Consider the following 19,495-nt stretch of genomic DNA (forward strand, 5'->3'; position numbering starts at 1 on the left):
GCCCCCCGGTGGTCGGGGACGGGGGCCACGGGCCGCCGACGGGCCGTACGGTTCGTCAGGAGGCGGCGAGCGGGCGGACGGCGGTCGGCGCGTGGGCCGCCTCCGTCGCCAGGTCCTCGAACTCGTTGACGGACGCGATGTCCGTACCGCTCATCGCGATGTTCGTCACACGCTCCAGGATCGCCTCGACGACCACCGGCACCCGGAACTCCGCGGCCAGCTTCTTGGCCTCCTCGAAGGCCGGCAGCAACTGGTCGGGCTCGGTGACCCGGATCGCCTTGCAGCCCAGGCCCTCGACGACCTTGACGTGGTCGACGCCGTACACGCCGAGCTCCGGCGAGTTGAGGTTCTCGAACTCCAGCTTGACCTGGAAGTCGATGTCGAAGTTGCGCTGTGCCTGGCGGATCAGCCCCAGGTAGGAGTTGTTCACCAGGACGTGCACGTACGGGATGCGGTGCTGCGCGCCGACAGCCAGTTCCTCCAGCATGAACTGGAAGTCGTAGTCGCCGGAGAGCGCGACGACCGAGCCCTCCGGGTCGGCGGTGGCGACGCCCAGCGCGGCGGGGATCGTCCAGCCCAGCGGGCCCGCCTGTCCGCAGTTGATCCAGTGGCGCGGCCGGTAGACGTGCAGCATCTGCGCGCCGGCGATCTGGGAGAGGCCGATGGTGGTGACGTAGCGGGTCTCGGGGCCGAAGGCCCGGTTCATCTCCTCGTACACGCGCTGCGGCTTCAGCGGCACGTCGTCGAAGTGGGTGCGGCGCTGGAGGGTGGCGCGGCGCTCCTGGGTGGACGCGGCCCACCGCGAGCGGTCCTTGAGCCTCCCGGCCGCCTTCCGTTCGCGTGCCACCTCGATGAACAGCTCCAGCGCCGCCCCGGCGTCGGACGCGATGCCGAGGTCGGGGGCGAAGATCCTGCCGAGCTGGGTCGGTTCGATGTCGACGTGGACGAACGTCCGGCCCTGCGTGTACACGTCCAGCTTGCCGGTGTGGCGGTTGGCCCAGCGGTTGCCGATGCCGAGGACGAAGTCGGACTCCAGGAAGGTCGCGTTGCCGTAGCGGTGCGAGGTCTGCAGGCCGACCATGCCCGCGTTCAGCTCGTGGTCGTCGGCGATGGTGCCCCAGCCCATCAAGGTCGGGACGACCGGGACGCCGGTCAGCTCGGCGAATTCCACCAGGAGTTCGGCGGCGTCGGCGTTGATGATGCCGCCGCCCGCGACGATCAGCGGGCGCTCGGAGGCGTCCAGCAGCTCCAGGGCACGCTCGATCTGCTTGCGACTGGCGGCGGGCCGGTGCACCGGCAGCGGCTCGTAGAGCTCGGGGTCGAACTCGATCTCGGTGAGCTGCACGTCGATGGGCAGGTCGACGAGGACCGGGCCGGGGCGGCCGGAGCGCATCAGGTGGAAGGCCCGCTGGAAGACGCCGGGGACCTGGGCGGCCTCCAGCACGGTCGTCGCGGACTTGGTCACGGGCGCCGCGATCGAGGCGATGTCGACCGCCTGGAAGTCCTCCTTGTGGAGCACGGCGGTCGGCGCCTGGCCGGTGATGCAGAGGATCGGGATGGAGTCGGCGATGGCGGAGTACAGGCCGGTGATCATGTCGGTGCCGGCCGGGCCCGACGTGCCGATGCAGACGCCGATGTTCCCGGGGCGCGCCCGGGTGTAGCCCTCCGCCATGTGGGAGGCGCCCTCGACATGGCGGGCGAGGGTGTGATGAACCCCGCCGGCCGCCTTGAGTGCCGCGTAGAAGGGGTTGATCGCCGCGCCCGGCACACCGAACGCGTTGCTGACGCCTTCACGCTTGAGAATCTCAACTGCCGCTCGGGCAGCGGTCATTCGAGGCATGGGTAGCTCCTGCTCGGACCTGGTGGAGTCGGGCTCTGTCGCGCCGGCCTGAGAGCACCAATTCCGCATTACGGAAACTTGATTCTGTTATACGGAAGTCAATGTAGGGGTGCGTCCCGGCGGCCGTCAAGAGACACCGCACGGCGCCGCCGCCGGGGCGCGGGCGAAGGCGCGAAGTGTGCCGGTGCATTCCCCGCGGCCGCGTTCCTGGTGGACGATGGAGCCGGAACGGAGCCGGCCGGAAGGGAAGCCGGGCGGCGGAGGGAGACCATGGTGGAACCCGTGCCGGTACGCTGCCCGGCCTGCCGCCGCGAGCACGCCTACCGCCCGCCGTCCTACCCCTGCCCGTGCGGGGCGCCGACCGCCCCGCCGGTGCTGCCCGGCGCCCCGGTCGTCCGGGTCACCCGCCGGGCCCGGGGGGACGACCGGGTGACGGTGCGCTGCGAGGCCTGCGGGCGCCGGGACCAGTGGCCGCGGCCGGAGCTGTGCTGCCCGTGCGGAACGGTGCTGCGCGTCCCGGTCCGCCCGGCCCCGGCCCCCGGCCGTGACGCGGCACCCGAGGACCCCGCCCGCCCCGTCACCCCCGCGCACATACCGCTGCCGCGCACCGCCCCGGCCCCCCGGCCCGCCTTCCGGTCCACCGCCATCCGCGACGCGGGCGACGCCCTGGCGACCGCGGCCCGCTATCTGGGCTGGCTGGGCTATCACGACGTGGCCCGGCCCGCGCGCCCCTCGGCCACCCGGATCGACCTGCGGGCCACCGGGGTGATGGCCCAGGTCGACACGGTCTCCCGGCCGACCGCGCTGCGCGACGTCGAGTGCCTCTGGCTGAACGCGCTCAGCGCCCAGGTCACCGGCGTCCTCTTCTCGCTCTCCGGGTACGCTCCGGACGCGGCGGCCCGGGCGGACGAGCTGGGCGTGCCACTGTTCACGATGGACGCCGCCGGCACGCCCCGCCCGGTCAACGGCCCGGCCGAGGAACTGCTCAGCACCGGGGCCTAGCCGGTACAGGGAGGAACGGGCTTGTGAACGCTCGGACAGGGACCCGCGTTTCGGCGTATGCCATCGCCGTGCAGGATGATCAGCTGCTGTTGGCCCGGCTGTCGGATGCCTCGCCCGTCTTCATGCCGGGCCTGTGGCATCTGCCTGGCGGGGGCATCGATCCGGGCGAACAGCCCGTCGCGGCACTGTCCCGCGAACTCATGGAAGAGACGGGCCTCGAACTGATCGAGGCCCACCTGCTCGACGCGAGGACGTACTCGGCCCGGAGAAACGGGGTGAGCTGGAGCCTGACCGCGTTGTTCTACGCGGTAGCCCTCGAGGAAGGGGAGCCGACGGTGACCGAGGTCGATGGTTCCACCGAGGCAGCGGTATGGGTGCCTCTGGCCGACATGCGGGACGACACCATGCTGTCACCGGCTGCGGCTGACGCCATGCGCATGCTGGACCGCGCCAAGGCGGCTTTCACAGCCATTCGTTGAGCACCGGGCGAACAGCACCGTCACCTCGCGGCGAACGGCCCGCCCGGATGCCTCGCGGCGCCGGCGACTCCAGCCTGGCCCGCTGCCCGTCGGTCAGAGAACCCGGGCACATGACCCTGCGATGCCGAGGGCGCGGGCGCGGGCGGCCGACGGTTCAGCCGGCGCGTTCCCCATACCTGTAGGCGAGTTGACGGTCACCGCACACTCGCCGACACCACCCGTATCTACTGTCATGCCCTCGACACAATCGATACTCTGTGCTGTTTCCTTCTTCTACAGCCAGGAGTTTCCATGCCCAGACGTTTACCGACAGCGGCCAGGCTCCGTGCGGCGGCACTGGCCGCCGCCGTCGCCGCCGCCCTGTCCATGACCGGGGTCCAGGCCACCGCCGCCCCGCCGCAGGACCGCACCCCGATGAACACCGCCTTCGAGCAGGCGGCGAAGAAGTACGACGTCCCGCGGGACCTGCTGGCCGCGGTCGGCTACGGCGAGACCCACCTCGACGGCCACGACGGCAAGCCGAGCCAGGACCGCGGATACGGCGTCATGCACCTGGTCAGCAACCCCGTCAACCACTCCCTGAACAAGGCCGCCGAGATCACCGGCCACTCCCCCGCCGAGCTGCGCCACGACACCGCGGCGAACATCGAGGGCGGCGCCGCCGTACTGCGCGCGCACGCCGACGCGCTGGGCCTCGACCGCACCGAACGGCGCGACCTCAACGCCTGGTACCCGGTCGTCGCCCGCTACAGCAACGCCAAGGGCGCCACCGCCGCCCTCTACGCGGACACCGTCTACGAGTTCCTCGCCAAGGGCATCACCGCGGCGGCCGAGGGCGAGAAGGTGACCGTCACCGGCCGCGACGTCGCCCCCGAGAAGGGCGCGTACAAGGGCAGCGGCTTCGACAGCACAGAAGCGGACTACCCGCCCGCCCGCTGGGTTCCCGCCTCCTCCGACAACTACGACTCCGGACGCTCCGAAGCGATCAGAGCAATCGTCATCCACGTCACCGAGGGCTCCTACGCGGGCACGATCAGCTGGTTCCAGAACCCCGCGTCGCAGGTCAGCGCGCACTACGTGATCCGTTCCTCGGACGGCGAGGTCACGCAGATGGTGCGGGAATCCAACACGGCGTGGCACGCGCGCTCCGGTAATCCCTACTCCGTGGGCATCGAGCACGAGGGCTACATAAACAAACCGGGCTGGTTCACCGACACGATGTACCGGTCGTCGGCCGCGCTCACCAAGGACCTGGCCGACCGCTACGGCATCCCCAAGGACCGGGCGCACATCCTGGGCCACGTCGAGGTCCCCGGCAACGACCACACGGACCCGGGCCCGAACTGGGACTGGGACTACTACATGAAGCTGGTCGGGGGATCCGGCGGCAACCCGCAGCCCCGCCCCCTGGTCGACACCTTCGCCGACGCGCCCGGCTACGCCTCCCCGACCAGCACGGTCCAGACGGGCACCCTCAAGCAGGGCACCAACTACGTCTTCTGCAAGGCCCCGGGGCGCGAGATCCGCGACACCTCCAACAACTACAACCACTGGTGGCTGCGGACCGACCTCGACGTGGGGCCGGCCAACCAGTGGGTCTCCGCGTACTACCTCTCACGCTGGGGCAACGACGAAGCGCGCGACAACGACGGAAACGAAATCCCCGACTGCGAAGACGCCTGACCCGACGCCGGTCCTCACCATCGTCCGCCCGCGGTGGGGACCGGCGCCGTCCGAAGAACACCACCCGCGCCCGCGGCCCGGCACCGTCACCGCCCGGCGGGCCGGCCACTCGGAACGCGCGCCCCGGAGCGACATACTGTGCGCATGCACATCCGTACCGCCCGCCGCGCCGACCTTCCGTTGCTCCAGGAGATCGAGCGCGCCGCCGGAGAGCCCTTCCGCGCACTCGGCATGGAGACCATCGCGGACGACGATCCGCCGCCGCTCGACCTGCTCGACGCCTACCACCGGGCGGGCCGCGCCTGGGTCGCCGTGGACCCGGCGGACCGCCCGGCCGGATATCTGATCGCCGACCCGGTCGACCGGGCCGTCCACATCGAGCAGGTCTCCGTGCATCCGTCCGCCGCGCGGCGCGGAGTGGGCCGCGCGCTCATCGACCACCTCGCCGACTGGGCGGGCGAGCGCGGCACACGGGCGCTCACGCTCACGACCTTCGCCCACGTGCCCTGGAACGCGCCGTACTACGCCCGTCTCGGGTTCCGCGTCCTTGACGAGGACGAACTCACCGACGGGCTGCGGCGGATCAGGGCCCAGGAGGGTGAACACGGCCTGAACCGCTGGCCACGGGTCTGCATGCGGCGGGCGATCCCGCGCCCCACCGGCCCCGTGGACCCCCGGCAGCTCAGCGGAACCGACCGGCAACAGTGAGTGCAATCGGTCACGTTCGGGCCTGAGGGGCCGCAATTGTTCGGCCGGTGTCAGTGGCCGCCCTTAGGGTAGTGGTCATGGCTTTAACTCCACGTCACACACCTACCCTCGACCGTCCGCGCGCCTCCCGGCAGGCCAGCCCGTCCGCCGCTCGGGCGAACGAGGCGATCCGCGCGTTCGTCGACGCCCAGGCGGGCCAGGAATGGTCCTCCGTGGAGTCCGCCGCGTACGAAGTACTGCTGATCGAGTGGGCGGCCGCCACCCGGGGTGTCGCCGGCGGCATCATCGAAGCCGCCTGACGGCCCCGGGGCGGCCCGCCCTCTCGGCGGCGCCTACTCCCCGTACCCCTCCCGCAGTTCGATCTTCCGGACCTTCCCGCTGACCGTCATCGGGAAGCCGTCCAGGATCCGCAGCCGCCTCGGGATCTTGTAGTGCGCGAGCTGCTCGCGGCAGAAGTCCGTGACCTCGTCCAGGGTCGGCGGGTCGGCCGGGTCCCTCGGGATGACGCAGGCCAGGATCTCCTCCCCGTAGGTGTCGTCGGGCACACCCACCACCTGCACATCGGCGATCTTCGGGTGGCTGTAGAGGAACTCCTCGATCTCCCGCGGGTACACGTTCTCGCCACCCCGGATGATCATGTCCTTGATCCGGCCGACGATCTGTACGTAGCCGTCCTCCCGCATCACCGCGAGGTCACCGGTGTGCATCCAGCGGCCGGCGTCGATGACCTCGGCGGTCCGCTCCGGCTGTTCCCAGTAGCCGAGCATCACGCCGTAGCCGCGGGTGCACAGCTCGCCCGGCACGCCCCGCTCCAGCGTCACCCCGCTCACCGGGTCGACGACCTTCACCTCGATGTGCGGCAGCACCCGGCCGACGGTTCCGGTGCGGCGCTCCAGGTCGTCGTCGCGGCGGGTCTGGGTGGAGACCGGCGAGGTCTCCGTCATGCCGTAGCAGATGGACACCTCGTCCATGTGCATCTCGGCGACGACCCGCTTCATCACCTCGACCGGGCAGGGCGATCCGGCCATGATCCCGGTGCGCAGCGAGGAGAGGTCGTACCCGGCGAAGTCCGGGAGGTTCAGCTCCGCGATGAACATCGTGGGCACTCCGTAGAGCGAGGTGCATCGTTCCTGCTGCACGGCGGCGAGCACGGCACCGGCCTCGAAGGCGGGGGTGGGTATGACGATGCAGGCCCCGTGCGAGGTGGCGGCGAGGTTCCCCATGACCATGCCGAAGCAGTGGTAGAAGGGGACCGGCAGACAGATCCGGTCCTGCTCGGTGTAGGCGACCGTCTCCCCCACGAAGTAGCCGTTGTTGAGGATGTTGTGGTGGGAGAGGGTGGCGCCCTTGGGGAAGCCGGTGGTGCCGGAGGTGTACTGGATGTTGATCGGGTCGTCGCAGGACAGCTCCGCTTCCCTGGCGGCGAGTTGCTCCGCCGTCACGGCCCCCGCCCCGGCCAGCAGCTCGTCCCAGGACGGGTCGTCGATGTAGTGCACCGCGCGCAGCGCCGGGCAGTCCGCGCGGACCTGGCCGACCAGGGCGCGGTAGTCGCTGGTGCGGTGCGCGAGCGAGGAGACCAGCAGCGAGATCCCGGCCTGTCGCAGTACGTAGGACAGTTCGTGCGCGCGGTACGCCGGGTTGATGTTGACCATCACGGCGCCGATGCGGGCGGTGGCGTACTGCACGAGCACCCACTCCGGGCAGTTGACCGCCCAGATCCCGACCCGGTCGCCCCTGGCGACCCCCGAGGCCATCAGGGCGCGGGCCAGTTCGCCGACCGCCGCGCCGAACTCGGTGTAGGTCCAGCGCCGCCCGGAGGCGACGTCCACCAGCGCCTCGCGGTCGCCGTACGTCGCGATCGCGCGGTCCAGGTTGCGGCCGATGGTGTCGCCGAGCAGCGGGGTGGTGCCGGTGCCGTGCGCGTAGGAGAGCTCGCTCATCGCAGATCGCCCTCGTCGTACTCGGTGCCGGTGCCCCGGGCCGTGCGTTCGCGCAGTTCGATGCGGCGGATCTTGCCCGAGACGGTCTTGGGCAGCTCGGCGAACTCCAGCTTGCGGACGCGCTTGTACGGGGCGAGGACCGCCCGGGAGTGCTCGAACAGCGCCTTCGCGGTGTCCGGGCCGGGCTCCCAGCCCTCGGCGAGCACCACGTACGCCTTCGGGACGGCGAGGCGGACCGGGTCGGGGGCCGGGACGACGGCGGCCTCGGCGACCGCCTCGTGCTCCAGCAGCGCGCTCTCCAGCTCGAAGGGGCTGATCTTGTAATCACTGGCCTTGAACACGTCGTCGGCGCGGCCCACGTAGGTGATGTAGCCGTCGGCGTCGCGCGAGCCGATGTCGCCGGTGCGGTAGTAGCCGCCGGCCATCGCCTCGGCGGTGCGGTCCGGGTCGCCGTGGTAGCCGGTCATCAGGCCGAGCGGACGGGCGGACAGGTCGAGCGAGATCTCGCCCTCGGCGGCGCCGGGCTCGCCGGTGACCGGGTCCAGCAGCTCCACCTTGAAACCGGGGCTGGGCCGTCCCATCGAACCGGCCTTCAGCAGCTGGCCGGGGGTGTTGGCGACCTGGACGGCGGTCTCGGTCTGGCCGAAGCCGTCCCGGATGGTGACGCCCCAGACGCGCCGGACGGTCTCGATGACCTCCGGGTTCAGCGGCTCACCGGCCGCGACGACCTCGCGCGGCGGGGTCTTCAGCTGGGCGAGGTCGGCCTGGATCAGCATCCGCCAGACGGTGGGCGGGGCGCAGAAACTGGTGACGCCCGAGCGGTCCATCTCGGCCATCAGCCGGGCCGCGTCGAAACGGGTGTAGTTGAAGATGAAGACGGTCGCCTCGGCGCTCCACGGCGCGAACAGGTTCGACCAGGCGTGCTTGGCCCAGCCCGGCGAGGAGATGTTGAGGTGGACGTCCCCGGGCTTCAGGCCGATCCAGTACATCGTCGCCAAGTGGCCCACGGGGTAGGAGACATGGGTGTGCTCGACGAGCTTGGGGCTGGCGGTGGTGCCGGAGGTGAAGTAGAGCATCAGCGGTTCGTCGGCGTCGGTCTCCCGGTCCGCCTCGAAGGTCTCGGGCTGCTCGTCGGCCCCGGCGTACGAGAGCCAGCCGGGCACGTCCGCGCCGACCGCGAACCGGGTGTAGTCGCCGGGCACCTCGTCGAACTTGGCGGTGTCGGTGTCCCGTACCAGGACGTGCCGGACCCGGCCGCGCTCCACCCGGTCGCGCAGGTCGACCGGGCCGAGCAGCGGGGTGGCAGGGATGACCACGGCGCGCAGCTTCATCGCGGCGAGCGCGGTCTCCCACAGCTCGACCTGGTTGCCGAGCATCACGAGAATCCGGTCCCCGGCCCTTACGCCCCGGGCGCGCAGCCAGTTCGCGGCCTGGTTGGACCGGGCGGACATCCGGGCGAAGGAGACCTCGGTGCGGCCGCCGTCCTCCTCCACGATGTGCAGGGCGGTGCGGTCGTTGTTCTCGGCGATGGCGTCGAACCAGTCGAGCGCCCAGTTGAAGTGATCGGTCCTGGGCCAGCTGAAGCCCTCGTACGCCGCTTGGTAGTCCTCGCGATGCTTCAGGAGAAAGTCCCGGGCGGCCCGGAACGTCTCCGTCGCACTGGTTGCCGACATGTGCCCTCCTCGATTGCGGACCGGACCGGTCACTTAGCATCATCCAAACAGTGACCCAGGTCTCACCACCCCCGAACGGGGGTACGGCAGGGCGGCCGAGCCTCCTGCCCCGGACCCGGGCGGGAAGGCGTCAGCGTGCCGGAATCCGTCGATGCGGTCGAAATGCAGACGGCGCTGCTGCGGCTGCGCCGGACCAGTGGCCTGCCGGTGGCCTTCGGCGGGCTGCTCTCGGACGCCCGCCATGCCCGGATCGCCGAGCTGAACGGGGCGCAGACCGGTGTGCTGCGCGGGCTGGTGATCTCGGCGGGCAGCGGTCTCGGCGGCAAGGCGATCGCCCTGTCCCGGCCGTGCGCGGTGACCGACTACCACTCCTCGCGCCACATCAGCCACGAGTACGACCTGGCGGTCGCGGCGGAGGGGCTGCGTTCGGTGGTCGCGGTCCCGGTCGTGGTGCGGCGCAGGGTGCGCGGGGTGCTGTACGGGGCGCTGCGTGAGCCGATCACGCTCGGCGACCGCACCTTCGACGCGGCGGTGTCCGCCGCCCGTGACGTGGAGCAGGCCCTGGTCGTACGGGACGAGGTGCAGCAGCTGCTCACCACGGCCCGGGAGCAGGTCACCGATCCGCGGACGAACCCGGAGGCGTGGGAGGACGTCCGCGAGGCCCACCGCGAGCTGCGGGCCCTGGCCCCGAAGGTGGGCGACCCGGCGCTGCGCGACGAGCTGCTCGCGGTGTGCGGGCGGCTCGCCTCGGCGGCCGGGTCCCGTACGCCGGGGCCCTGCGGGGTGCGGCTGGCGCCGCGCGAGCTGGACGTGCTGGCCTGCGTGGCGGCGGGGGCGACGAACGCGGCAGCGGCGAAGCGGCTCGGGCTGGGGGCGGAGACGGTCAAGGGCTATCTGCGTTCGGCGATGCGGAAGCTGGGCGCGCACACCCGGCTGGAGGCGGTGGTGGCGGCCCGCCGCGCGGGACTGCTGCCGTAGCGCCCGCCCCCGCCGTTCGTGTCAGCCGAAGTCCACGAAGGCGGCGAACCGGATGTCGCAGGTGTCGGCCGTGCCCGGCGGCGCCATGACGGAGAGCATCCGCCGCGCCTCCTCGGTGACCGCGTCGCGCTCGGCCGGGCCGAGGGCGGCGAGCGGCTGCACGGTGAGCACGGACGGGCGGGCGCCGGGCGCTCCACCGCCGTCGTGGCACCAGATCGCCGCGAGGAAGCCGTCGACGAGCACCGAGCCGTACGCCTGGTTGCCCTTGCCGTTGCGTCCGTGGAACCGGGGCGGGATCACCCGGCCGCGGTCCGCGTGGCCGAGCAGGACGTTGTCGAACTCGGGCAGGAAGCGTGGCGGGGCCGGGGTGTCCTCGGGAGGGCGCGGCGCGTCCGGCAGGTCGAAGAGTTCGACGCCGTTCTCGTCCCGGAAGGTGACGAGCCCGGGCCGCAGCCGCTCGAACACCTCCCGCAGCCGGGTCAGCCCGGCCCAGGCCTGCATGTCCTTCACCGAGGCCGGTCCGAAGGCGGCGAGATAGCGCAGCACCGCGGCGTCCGGCGCGGGCGCCGGGCGTGCGGGGGCGCCCAGCCAGCGCTCGGCGGTGGTCAGCGCGACCTGCCCGCTGCGGCCCCACACTCCGCGCGGGGTGACCTGGACCAGGGGGAGCAGGCAGCGGGCGGCGGTGCCCAGGGCCCGTGGGTCGGCCCCGGGCCATTCGGCGTGCAGGGCCTCGCGGATCTCCTTGGGCGTCCGGGGCCGCTCCTCGACGAGCCCGGTGGCCAGGGACCGCAGCCGGCCGAGGTCCACGCCGGTCAGTCCGGCGCGGAAGACCCTGAGCTCCCGGTCGCGGGCCGGCTGGACGAGCGGGCGCAGGCTCAGTACGTCGTCGGCGGTGTGCAGATGGATGGTGGAGCGCAGGGTGACGATGCGGGCCACCTCGCGGGACTCCATCAGCGCGGCCAGCTCGGCGGGGCGGAAGCCCTCGAGGCGGGCGCAGAGCTGGTAGTAGGGCGGCCTGGTGTTCTGCGCCTGGAGGCCGACCAGGTGGTGCACCGCGTCCTTCGCGGGCATCGCGGTGCGGCGCAGCAGCAGCTGGCGCTCCAGGGTGGCCCGGTTCAGCGCGCGGGGCGAGAGCACGGCGGGTGCGGCGGAGTTCTTCGTGGCGGCCATGACCGGCACGCTACGCGCCGTTGCGGACAGCTTCGGTCCGCATTGGCTCCTTTCCCCGTCCCGTGTACACCCCGCCGTGGCGCGGGACCCCGGATCACGGGGCGGGCGCCGCCATCATGGGGCGGGTGATCAGTGTGCTGTTCGCCCTCCTCACCGCGCTGAGCAACGGCGCCGCCTCCGTGCTCCAGCGCCGCGCCGCCCGGACCGTCCCCGACAGCGAGGCGATGCGGCTTTCACTGATCGGGCATCTGCTGCGCCGGCCGCTGTGGCTGGCCGGGATCGGGCTGGTGATCGTCGCGGCCGTCTGCCAGGCGGTGGCGCTGGCCACCGGGCCGATCGCCGTGGTCCAGCCGATCTTCGTGATCGAGTTGCCCGCCACCCTGCTGATGGCCGCCTGCGTGATGCGGGTCCGGCTGCCGCGGCGGACCTGGTACGGGGTGGCGGCCGTGACACTGGGGCTGGCGCTGGGCATGGCCTCGGCGGCCCCCGGCGGCGGGTCGGCGTCGGTGCACGCGCCGGCCTGGATTCCCGCGCTGCTGCTGACCGGGCTCTTCGAGGCCGCGCTGGTCGCCGCCGCGCAGGGCAGCCGCGGCAACACCCGGGGCGCGCTGCTCGGGCTGGCCGCCGCCTGCGGTTACGCCCTGACGGCCGCGCTGATGAAGGACGCCATGGCGCGGCTGACGGACGGCGGGGCGGGGGCGCTGTTCACGGCCTGGCAGCTGTACGCCACTGCGGCGGCCGGGGTGGGCGCGCTCTTCCTGCTCCAGAACGCACTTCAGGCGGGCACGCTGGTCGCCGTCCAGCCGATGCTGACCCTCGGGGACGCGCTGATCAGCGTGGCGTACGGGGTGACGCTGTTCGGTGAGGAGCTGCGCACCGGCTGGTGGCTGCTTCCGGTGGCCGTGGCGCTCGCCCTGATCGGGGCGGGCTGTGCGGAGCTGGCCCGTTCCCCGCTGGCGGCCGGGGACAGGCGGTGGCCGCCGGCCCGCCGGGTGGATTGAGCCGCCCCCGAGCGGGCCTCGAGCGACCGGGTCGCGCCACCCGTCCGCTCGGCGCTATCCTCCGCTTCTGGACATGTGCGGTGTTGCGGGCAAGGGGCCCGTGTTCTTCTTGGGGGTTGGTGTGGTTTCCGGTCGCGTTGTGCGGTTCGACGGAGCTCGTGGGTACGGTTTCATCGCGCCCGATCACGGTGGTGAGGACGTCTTCCTCCATGTCAACGACATGCTGATCCCGGAGTCGTACGTGCATACGGGTACGGCGGTCGAGTTCGAGATCGAGGACGGGGAGCGCGGGCTGAAGGCGTCGTCCGTGCGGCTCGCCGAGGGGGCGACCGGAAAGCCGGCGGCCGTGCCCCAGGCCGTCTCCGACGACGATGCGCTGTGCGACGTGCTGAGTGCGGCGGAGTTCACCCGGGCGGTGACCGATGTCCTGCTGGAGTCGGCGCCCACGCTGACGGGCACGCAGATCCTCCAGGTCCGGCGCAGTCTCCTGCAGTTCGCCAAGAACCACGGCTGGACCGAGGGCTGACGCCCGCGGGGCGGGTTCAGCCGCTCCGCTCACGTACCACCAGCGGGGTGCCCAGCACCTGGTGTCCGCCGCTGGCCATCATGCGCACCTCTCCACGGTCGCTGATCTCCGCGCGCACGATGCCGGTCTCGTCCTCGTACACCGGGAACCCGCCCGCGCCCGACTGTGCGGTGCGGTGGACGGTGACGGTGTCGTCCTCGACGGCGGACGCCTGAAATACCAGTTGGTAGCTCTCCGGGTAGTCCATGTCCTCGTCTCCGATGCGGACGGGGCAGGGCAGGGTTCCGCCCGCACCCTCCATGGTCTCTCCGTCCGGCCGGTGGCGCCCGGCCGGACGCTCCACGGCTGCGGGTCCGCGCCCGGGCCATTTATCCTGAGACCGTACGGGCGGTTCGACGGCAATCGCGCGGGTATCGCCTGCCAGGCCCCCTTTTTCCCGCAGCCGGGAAGGGAGACACCACGATGGATGCCGACAGGGGAGACGATGTCTACCAGCCCCAGCAGCAGCCGGAGGCCGCGGAGCTCACCGAGCAGCTGGACATCGAGGACACCCTGGAAAACCGCGGGCTGGCCGACGCGCTCGACGAGGGCTACTCACCGCCCGAGCGGCCGTGGGCGGTGGAGGACCGGGGCACCACCGCCGCCGAGCAGCGCGACGGTGAGTCGCTGGAGAGCCGCCTGGCGCGCGAACTGCCCGACTCCAGCGACACTGTCGGCGACGGACTGGGTGATCTGCCGGACGGTGACGGCGAGCTGTGGGACGCGGAGGTCGGTACGGTGCGCGCCGGCCGGCTCACCCGGCAGCTTGACATCGACGACCCGGACACCACGACCGGCGAGGACGTCGGGATCGACGGGGCCGGCGCCTCCGCGGAGGAGGCCGCCATGCATGTGGTGTCCGACGGCCGGGGGTGAGCCACCGGCCTCCCGCCGGACCATGACCTCGGAGGTAATCGACGCCCCGCGCGGCGTGGGACATCGTGGTTCTCACCGGACCGGCCGAGGGCCGGGCCCCGACGAGAGGACCCCACGATGACCGCGTACGACGAGGCCGTCCAGCGCTACTTCACCGCCTGGAACGCGACCGGCGAGGAGGAGACGGCGAAGGCCGTCGCGGCCGCCTTCACCGAGGACGCCACGTACACCGACCCGCTGGCCGAGGTGAGCGGGCACGACGGGCTGGTGGCGCTGATCGGCGGTGCCCAGCAGCAGTTCCCGGGTTTCGAGTTCCGGCCCACCGGCTCCCCGGACGGCCACCACACGCTGGCGCGCTTCAGCTGGGAGCTGGTCTCGGTCGCCGACGGTTCGGCGCCCGTCGCCGGGTCGGACGTGATCACCCTCGCCGACGACGGTCGCATCGCCTCGGTCAGCGGCTTCCTCGACCGGGTGCCGGGCGCCTGAGACACCTCCCGGGGGCGGGGAGCACCGTCGGCCGGTTCTCAGGCCGGTTCGTCGAGGAACTTCCCGCCCTCCAGCAGGGTCTTGAGCGTGGACAGGATCGCCACCCAGCCCTCGCTGACACCCTCCAGCATCCTGCTCTCCGGGCTGTCGAAGCCGTCGTGGGTGAGGGTCAGCCTGATGCCCAGCTCGGGTTCGGCGGCCGGTTCGATGTCGAAGGAGACCTTGGACCGCTCCCGGACGGCCCGCTCCCACTCCTCCTCCGAGGCGAAGTCGAACATCTGGCGGTGCATGGGCTGAAGGGTGTGCCAGCTGTACGCGAGCCGCTTGCCGGGCTCGGCCGCCAGGACCCGCTGGCCGACCTCCTCGAACTCACCGTCCGGGTCCATCTTCCAGCGGACCGGCGCACCGGGCTCCCAGGTGGAGTCGGGGCCGTATCCGCCCATGTAGATCCTGATGAGTCCGGGATCGGTCAGTGCCCGGTAGAGCTTCTCCGCGGTGGTCTGGATGTAGAGGCTGTAGACGAACTCGGGCTTGGCCATGGCCGTTTCTCCGGGACTGCTCGGGGGTTACGGGGTGTCGGCGCGGACGGCCCGGCCCTGCGCGGGCAGGGCGGCGAGCCCGGGGGCCGGTTCCAGCGGGCGATCGGTGAAGAATCGGGCCATGAGGTCCGCGACGTCGTCCGGGCGCTCCAGGACGACCCAGTGGTCGGACTCGCCGACCGTGAGGAAGCGGCTGCCCTCGATCGTGGCGGCGAAGGCCCGCTGCCGCTCCGGCGAGGTCACCGTGTCGTGCTCGCCCGCGAAGACCAGCGCGGGCACACCGGTCAGCCCGCCGGAGAAGTCCGGCCGCTGCTCCAGTGCCCGGTGCAGCGAGCGCACCGCGTGCGGGGAGTGGGTCAGGGCGTACAGGAACGAGCGCCGGACATAACGCTGCGCCAAATCGCGGCGGTGGACCCGGCGTCCGGGGTCCTGGCACATCAGCACCTCGGCGGCCAGCCCGGCCAGCCCCGCCAGGTCACCGGTGTCGAGCCGGGCGACGGCGCGGGCCCAGTGGGCGCGCTGTTCCTCGGTGATGTGGGCGGGCACCCCGCCGAGTGCCAGCCGGGCGATCCGGCCGGGGTACCGCTGGGCGCAGCCGAAGGCGATCGACGTACCGTACGAGAAGCCGAACAGGTTGACCCGTTCGGCGCCCAGGTCGTCGATGATGCCGATGACGGCGTCCTGGAGGACCTCCATGCCGGTGCCGGGAGGTAACGGATCCGCCTCGCCCATGCCGGGCAGGTCGGCGGTGATCACCGGGGCCAGCGGCCCGAGGTGGTCGTCCATCTGCGGCCAGCCGTACATGCCCTGGAGGGCGCCGCCGAGGACGACGACCGGTTCGGTGCGCGGCGAGGGCTGCCGCAGCAGCCGGTATCCGTAGCGCAGTCCGTCCACCGACAGGGTCCGGATGATCTCGTCGGCCATGGGTCGCGTGCCTCTTGGTTTCCGGGTCAGGCCCTGGTGAGAACGAGTGCGGCGTTGTGCCCGCCGAAGCCGAGCGAGGTCTTGACGGCCGCGTCGAAGACCGCGGGCCGTGCCTCCTTGCTCACCACGTCGACGGGGATCTCGGGATCGGGTGCGTCGAGGTTGACGGTGGGCGGTACGAGGCGGTGCTGGAGCGCCAGCACGGTCAGCGCGGTCTCGATGCCGCCGGCAGCGCCCAGGGTGTGTCCGGTCATCGCCTTCGTCGAGGTGACCAGGGGGCGGTCGCCGAGGACCCGGTGGAGCACCGTCCCCTCGATGAGGTCGTTGGAGACCGTGGAGGTGCCATGGGCGTTGACGTGCCCGATGTCCCGGGCCGAGACCCCGGCGTCGGCGAGCGCGGCGCGCAGGGCCCGCTCGACGCCGAGGCCCTCGGGGTCGGGGGCGACGGCGGAGTGGGCGTCGCTGGAGGCGGCGTACCCCGCGATGTGGGCGCGGACGGTGGCGCCGCGGGCACGGGCGTGTTCCGGCCGCTCCAGCACCAGGAGTCCGGCGCCCTCGCCGACGACGAAGCCGTCCCGGTGGACGTCGAAGGGGCGGCAGGCCGACGCGGGGTCGTCGCGCCGGGTGGAGACCGCCTTGAGCTGGCAGGCGCTGGCGATGAGCAGCCGGGAGCAGACCGATTCGGCGCCGCCCGCCACGACGATGTCGCAGGCGCCGGTGCGGAGCATCTGGTGGGCGGTGCCGAGGGCGACGGTGCCGGAGGAGCAGGCGGTGGAGACGGCCTGGCTCGGGCCGAGGGCGCCGAGGTCGGTGGCGACGCTGCTGGCCGCGCCGTTGACGACGGTGAGCGGGGCGAGCTTCGGGGAGACCCGCCGGGAGCCGCGTTCGGTGAGGAGGGTGTGCTGCTCGTCGTAGAAGGGCAGTCCGCCGTGGGCGGAGCCGATGACGACGGCGACCCGTCCGGCGTCCCAGACCGCGGGGTCGAGACCGGCGTCGGCGACGGCCTCGCGGGCCGCGACGACGGCCAGTTGCGCGAAGCGGTCCATGAGCCGCGCGGTCGCCACGCCGAGCGCGGCACGCGGGTCGATTCCGGTGACGGTGTACATGAAGTCGCAGGGCAGGCCCTCGAGTTCGGACCGGCGCGGGACGCAGGGCGGGTCCGTGACCTCGGTGACCGCGCGCCAGGTCGCCGCCGCGCCCACCCCGGCGGCGGTGACCAGGCCGATGCCGGTGACGGCGGCGGCGAACGGCTCCGGGCGGTACGGACGGGGCGTCACGCGGCGATCCTGCTGCGCACCGCGTCGACGAGCTGGCCGACGGTGTCCCGGGAGGTCAGCTGGACGTCGTCGAGGTCGACGCGGAGCCGGTCCTCGATCAGCAGCCGCAGTTCCTCCAACGCCAGTGAGTCGAGCTGGAGGTGACGGAGCGACACCTCGGGGTGGATGGCGAGGGGGTCGGTGCCGAAGTTCGCCACCAGCAAGGTGCTGATCTCTTCTGCCGTGCTCATGCGGCGCTCCTGCGCTCTCGTACGCGGTGACGCCCTGCCGCGTGAGGTGTGCGAGCCGTCGGGGGACGCCGGCTGGTCCGGAGGAACCATTTATACGCCTTCGCGACGGTAGAACCGGTCCGCGTTCGCTCTTGCGATGGAGGGCGTCCAGGTGTGCGAATTCAGGGATTCACCGCGCCCGACACGCCGCGCAGATCGTTGTCATGCTCGGGACAGATAGATAATCTGATCACCCTTCGCGGCCCTCGGCCCACCCCGCCCGGGCCCGGGGGCCCTTCTTTCTCCCCCACCGAGCAGGAGCAGGTATGCCCAGCCGCGCCGCAGCCCACACAAGGGGCCGCTCCACCGTCCTGGCGGCCCTCACCGCCACCGTCCTCGCCGTGACCGGCTCACCGGCCCTCGCCGCCCCCGGCGACGGCCACCCGATGGACCGGGCGTTCGCGCGGGCCGCGGCGGAGTTCGACGTACCGCGCGACCTGCTCGCCGCCGTCGGCTACGGCGAGACCCGGCTCGACGGCCATTCCGGCCGCCCCAGCCAGGCCAACGGCTACGGCGTCATGCACCTGGTGAGCAACCCCGCCGACAAGACGCTGGAGCGGGCCGCGGCCCTGACCGGCAAGCCGCTCGGGAAGCTGCGCACCGACACCGGGACCAACATCCTGGGCGGTGCCGCCGTGCTGCGCTCCTACGCGGACGAGCTGGGCCTCGACGCCCGGGACCGCGACGACATCAACGCCTGGTACCCGGTGGTCGCCGCGTACGGCGGCGCCGAGGGACCGGCCGCCGCGCTCTACGCCGACGCCGTGTACACCTTCCTGGCCGACGGGATCCGGGCGGACGCCCCCGGCGGTGAGCACATCACGGTGACGAGCCGTCCGGTCGCCCCGCAGAAGGGCGCGCTCGCCGCCTCCGAGCTGCGCGCGCAGAGCCCGGACTACCCGTCGGCACTGTGGGTGGCGGCCGACCCGAACAACTACACCCAGGGCCGCACCGCGACCATCGACAAGGTGGTCGTCCACGTCACGCAGGGCTCGTACGCGGGCTCGATCAACTGGTTCCGGAACCCGGCGTCCGAGGTGAGCGCGCACTACGTGGTGCGGTCCTCCGACGGCGAGATCACCCAGATGGTGCGGGACGGCGACACCGCGTACCACGCCCGCAGCGCCAACTCCTCCTCGCTCGGCATCGAGCACGAGGGCTTCATCGACGACCCGTCCTGGTTCACGGACAGCATGTACCGCGCCTCCGCGGCGCTGACCAAGTACCTCTGCGACCGCTACGGAATCCCCAAGGACCGGGCGCACATCATCGGGCACAGCGAGGCGCCGGGCAACGACCACACCGACCCGGGGCCCTACTGGGACTGGAACCGCTACATGCAGCTGGTCGGCGGTGACACCGGCGGCGAGAGTCCCGACGGGCTGAGCTTCACCTCGTACGCCACCCAGCAGAGCGGCTCGGCCGGGGCCCAGGTCAAGGCCGTCCAGCGGCTGCTCAGCGAGCAGGGGTACCCGGTCGGCACGGTGGACGGCGACTTCGGCCCGGCCACCAAGGCCGCGGTGACCGCGTACCAGGCCGCGCGCGGGCTGGACGCGGACGGTGTGGTGGGGCCCCGGACCTGGGCCGCGCTGCTGTCGGCCGGGCCCACGCCCGCCCTCCAGCAGGGCGACACGGGCGACGCGGTGAAGCGGCTCCAGCGCGCGCTGACCGCGGCGCTCGGCACGACGGTCGGCATCGACGGCAGCTTCGGCCCGACGACGGCGACCGCGGTGCGCGGCTACCAGACGAGCCGGGGGCTGACGGCCGACGGCATCGTGGGACCGGCCACCTGGGCGGCGCTGCAGTCCGGGCGCTGACCTCCGCACACGCGGGCGGGGCGGGGTGCGACCGCCCCGCCCCGTGTCCACGGCCCCCGCCCGCCGGGGCCGTGTCACGTTCCGGAAACCTTCCGGAAACCCTTGACGTCCGTCCTGACTCGTTCTTAACCTCACTGCGTAGTTCGCATTCCTTGCAGTTCACGTGCTGCGGCGCTTTCCGCAGTGTTTTGGCAGGCACAGACACAGACCACCTGTCGGTGGTTTCGTCGTGCCTGTTTTCTGTGCTGCCGTACCGCCGATGGGTCTT

Annotated in this window: 20 protein-coding genes; 11 read left to right on the top strand and 9 right to left on the bottom strand. The window is 72.2% G+C overall.

What is annotated here, in order from left to right; translation table 11 throughout:
* Positions 1 to 55: 55 nt before the first annotated feature.
* The gene (gene gcl / locus ACFCV8_RS18345; protein ID WP_376686390.1) at positions 56 to 1,840 is read right to left on the bottom strand and encodes a glyoxylate carboligase; all 1,785 of its coding nucleotides are present in this window, start codon (positions 1,838 to 1,840) and stop codon (positions 56 to 58) included.
* A 273-nt stretch (positions 1,841 to 2,113) separates the two neighbouring features.
* On the opposite strand from gcl, the gene ACFCV8_RS18350 reads away from it, so the two are divergent.
* From ACFCV8_RS18350 to ACFCV8_RS18370, 5 genes are all read left to right on the top strand, one after another.
* On the top strand, positions 2,114 to 2,842 hold the full coding sequence (locus tag ACFCV8_RS18350; RefSeq protein WP_376686425.1) for a hypothetical protein: 729 nt from the start codon (positions 2,114 to 2,116) through the stop codon (positions 2,840 to 2,842).
* Between the two features lie 23 nt (positions 2,843 to 2,865).
* On the top strand, positions 2,866 to 3,321 hold the full coding sequence (locus ACFCV8_RS18355) for an NUDIX hydrolase (protein WP_376686391.1): 456 nt from the start codon (positions 2,866 to 2,868) through the stop codon (positions 3,319 to 3,321).
* A 291-nt stretch (positions 3,322 to 3,612) separates the two neighbouring features.
* Entirely contained in the window at positions 3,613 to 5,004 is a 1,392-nt protein-coding gene (locus ACFCV8_RS18360) for an N-acetylmuramoyl-L-alanine amidase (RefSeq protein ID WP_376686392.1), read from the top strand.
* A gap of 144 nt (positions 5,005 to 5,148) precedes the next feature.
* Positions 5,149 to 5,712 carry a GNAT family N-acetyltransferase gene (locus ACFCV8_RS18365; RefSeq protein WP_376686393.1) on the top strand — a complete coding sequence of 188 codons (564 nt, stop codon included), beginning with the start codon at positions 5,149 to 5,151 and terminating at the stop codon, positions 5,710 to 5,712.
* Positions 5,713 to 5,789: 77 nt separating this feature from the next.
* Entirely contained in the window at positions 5,790 to 6,011 is a 222-nt protein-coding gene (locus ACFCV8_RS18370; protein WP_376686394.1) for a hypothetical protein, read from the top strand.
* Positions 6,012 to 6,044: 33 nt separating this feature from the next.
* Here ACFCV8_RS18370 and ACFCV8_RS18375 read toward each other — a convergent pair whose 3' ends face one another.
* Together ACFCV8_RS18375 and ACFCV8_RS18380 are read right to left on the bottom strand one after the other, a co-directional pair.
* Complete coding sequence (locus ACFCV8_RS18375; RefSeq protein ID WP_376686395.1) at positions 6,045 to 7,652, bottom strand: AMP-binding protein; 1,608 nt, start codon at positions 7,650 to 7,652, stop codon at positions 6,045 to 6,047.
* Positions 7,649 to 9,325: an AMP-binding protein gene (locus ACFCV8_RS18380; protein WP_376686396.1), complete on the bottom strand. Its 1,677-nt coding sequence runs from the start codon at positions 9,323 to 9,325 to the stop codon at positions 7,649 to 7,651. The genes ACFCV8_RS18375 and ACFCV8_RS18380 overlap by 4 nt, the downstream gene beginning before the upstream one ends.
* Positions 9,326 to 9,460: 135 nt before the next feature.
* Between ACFCV8_RS18380 and ACFCV8_RS18385 the strand changes: the two genes are divergently transcribed.
* Positions 9,461 to 10,303: a response regulator transcription factor gene (locus ACFCV8_RS18385; protein ID WP_376686397.1), complete on the top strand. Its 843-nt coding sequence runs from the start codon at positions 9,461 to 9,463 to the stop codon at positions 10,301 to 10,303.
* 21 nt (positions 10,304 to 10,324) lie between these two features.
* Here the strand turns inward: ACFCV8_RS18385 and ACFCV8_RS18390 are convergent, their stop codons facing one another.
* Complete coding sequence (locus tag ACFCV8_RS18390; RefSeq protein WP_376686398.1) at positions 10,325 to 11,473, bottom strand: winged helix DNA-binding domain-containing protein; 1,149 nt, start codon at positions 11,471 to 11,473, stop codon at positions 10,325 to 10,327.
* Positions 11,474 to 11,598: 125 nt separating this feature from the next.
* Between ACFCV8_RS18390 and ACFCV8_RS18395 the strand changes: the two genes are divergently transcribed.
* Both ACFCV8_RS18395 and ACFCV8_RS18400 read left to right on the top strand, forming a co-directional pair.
* The gene (locus tag ACFCV8_RS18395; protein WP_376686399.1) at positions 11,599 to 12,474 is read left to right on the top strand and encodes a DMT family transporter; all 876 of its coding nucleotides are present in this window, start codon (positions 11,599 to 11,601) and stop codon (positions 12,472 to 12,474) included.
* 121 nt (positions 12,475 to 12,595) lie between these two features.
* On the top strand, positions 12,596 to 13,000 hold the full coding sequence (locus tag ACFCV8_RS18400; protein ID WP_376686400.1) for a cold-shock protein: 405 nt from the start codon (positions 12,596 to 12,598) through the stop codon (positions 12,998 to 13,000).
* A 16-nt stretch (positions 13,001 to 13,016) separates the two neighbouring features.
* On the opposite strand, the gene ACFCV8_RS18405 is transcribed toward ACFCV8_RS18400, so the two are convergent.
* A complete protein-coding gene (locus tag ACFCV8_RS18405) occupies positions 13,017 to 13,247 on the bottom strand; it encodes a DUF6296 family protein (protein ID WP_376686426.1) in 231 nt (76 codons plus the stop codon).
* A 215-nt stretch (positions 13,248 to 13,462) separates the two neighbouring features.
* On the opposite strand from ACFCV8_RS18405, the gene ACFCV8_RS18410 reads away from it, so the two are divergent.
* Together ACFCV8_RS18410 and ACFCV8_RS18415 are read left to right on the top strand one after the other, a co-directional pair.
* Positions 13,463 to 13,915: a DUF5709 domain-containing protein gene (locus ACFCV8_RS18410; RefSeq protein ID WP_376686401.1), complete on the top strand. Its 453-nt coding sequence runs from the start codon at positions 13,463 to 13,465 to the stop codon at positions 13,913 to 13,915.
* Positions 13,916 to 14,032: 117 nt separating this feature from the next.
* Positions 14,033 to 14,401, top strand: a complete 369-nt coding sequence (locus ACFCV8_RS18415; RefSeq protein WP_376686402.1) for a nuclear transport factor 2 family protein — start codon at positions 14,033 to 14,035, stop codon at positions 14,399 to 14,401.
* Positions 14,402 to 14,439: 38 nt separating this feature from the next.
* Here ACFCV8_RS18415 and ACFCV8_RS18420 read toward each other — a convergent pair whose 3' ends face one another.
* Genes ACFCV8_RS18420 through ACFCV8_RS18435 form a run of 4 tightly spaced genes read right to left on the bottom strand, consistent with a single transcriptional unit; the run spans position 14,440 to position 17,371 of the window.
* Positions 14,440 to 14,940: an SRPBCC domain-containing protein gene (locus ACFCV8_RS18420; RefSeq protein WP_376686403.1), complete on the bottom strand. Its 501-nt coding sequence runs from the start codon at positions 14,938 to 14,940 to the stop codon at positions 14,440 to 14,442.
* 27 nt (positions 14,941 to 14,967) lie between these two features.
* Complete coding sequence (locus tag ACFCV8_RS18425) at positions 14,968 to 15,864, bottom strand: alpha/beta fold hydrolase (RefSeq protein WP_376686404.1); 897 nt, start codon at positions 15,862 to 15,864, stop codon at positions 14,968 to 14,970.
* Positions 15,865 to 15,890: 26 nt separating this feature from the next.
* On the bottom strand, positions 15,891 to 17,141 hold the full coding sequence (locus tag ACFCV8_RS18430) for a beta-ketoacyl-[acyl-carrier-protein] synthase family protein (RefSeq protein ID WP_376686405.1): 1,251 nt from the start codon (positions 17,139 to 17,141) through the stop codon (positions 15,891 to 15,893).
* A complete protein-coding gene (locus ACFCV8_RS18435; RefSeq protein WP_376686406.1) occupies positions 17,138 to 17,371 on the bottom strand; it encodes an acyl carrier protein in 234 nt (77 codons plus the stop codon). The genes ACFCV8_RS18430 and ACFCV8_RS18435 overlap by 4 nt, the downstream gene beginning before the upstream one ends.
* A 305-nt stretch (positions 17,372 to 17,676) precedes the next feature.
* On the opposite strand from ACFCV8_RS18435, the gene ACFCV8_RS18440 reads away from it, so the two are divergent.
* Positions 17,677 to 19,227 carry a peptidoglycan-binding protein gene (locus tag ACFCV8_RS18440; protein WP_376686407.1) on the top strand — a complete coding sequence of 517 codons (1,551 nt, stop codon included), beginning with the start codon at positions 17,677 to 17,679 and terminating at the stop codon, positions 19,225 to 19,227.
* The last annotated feature ends 268 nt before the right edge of the window (positions 19,228 to 19,495 follow it).

Origin of the sequence: Streptomyces sp. NPDC056347 (genome assembly GCF_042262625.1) — a bacterium.
Taxonomy (GTDB): Bacteria; Actinomycetota; Actinomycetes; order Streptomycetales; family Streptomycetaceae; genus Streptomyces.

Bases quoted from the DNA above. Each gene is read 5' to 3' on its own strand.
- ACFCV8_RS18435 (WP_376686406.1), bottom strand. From the start codon at position 17,371: ATGAGCACGGCAGAAGAGATCAGCACCTTGCTGGTGGCGAACTTCGGC.
- ACFCV8_RS18415 (WP_376686402.1), top strand. From the start codon at position 14,033: ATGACCGCGTACGACGAGGCCGTCCAGCGCTACTTCACCGCCTGGAAC.
- ACFCV8_RS18420 (WP_376686403.1), bottom strand. From the start codon at position 14,940: ATGGCCAAGCCCGAGTTCGTCTACAGCCTCTACATCCAGACCACCGCG.
- ACFCV8_RS18380 (WP_376686396.1), bottom strand. From the start codon at position 9,325: ATGTCGGCAACCAGTGCGACGGAGACGTTCCGGGCCGCCCGGGACTTT.
- ACFCV8_RS18375 (WP_376686395.1), bottom strand. From the start codon at position 7,652: ATGAGCGAGCTCTCCTACGCGCACGGCACCGGCACCACCCCGCTGCTC.
- ACFCV8_RS18405 (WP_376686426.1), bottom strand. From the start codon at position 13,247: ATGGACTACCCGGAGAGCTACCAACTGGTATTTCAGGCGTCCGCCGTC.
- ACFCV8_RS18365 (WP_376686393.1), top strand. From the start codon at position 5,149: ATGCACATCCGTACCGCCCGCCGCGCCGACCTTCCGTTGCTCCAGGAG.
- ACFCV8_RS18390 (WP_376686398.1), bottom strand. From the start codon at position 11,473: ATGGCCGCCACGAAGAACTCCGCCGCACCCGCCGTGCTCTCGCCCCGC.
- ACFCV8_RS18370 (WP_376686394.1), top strand. From the start codon at position 5,790: ATGGCTTTAACTCCACGTCACACACCTACCCTCGACCGTCCGCGCGCC.
- ACFCV8_RS18360 (WP_376686392.1), top strand. From the start codon at position 3,613: ATGCCCAGACGTTTACCGACAGCGGCCAGGCTCCGTGCGGCGGCACTG.
- ACFCV8_RS18425 (WP_376686404.1), bottom strand. From the start codon at position 15,864: ATGGCCGACGAGATCATCCGGACCCTGTCGGTGGACGGACTGCGCTAC.
- gcl (WP_376686390.1), bottom strand. From the start codon at position 1,840: ATGCCTCGAATGACCGCTGCCCGAGCGGCAGTTGAGATTCTCAAGCGT.
- ACFCV8_RS18440 (WP_376686407.1), top strand. From the start codon at position 17,677: ATGCCCAGCCGCGCCGCAGCCCACACAAGGGGCCGCTCCACCGTCCTG.
- ACFCV8_RS18410 (WP_376686401.1), top strand. From the start codon at position 13,463: ATGGATGCCGACAGGGGAGACGATGTCTACCAGCCCCAGCAGCAGCCG.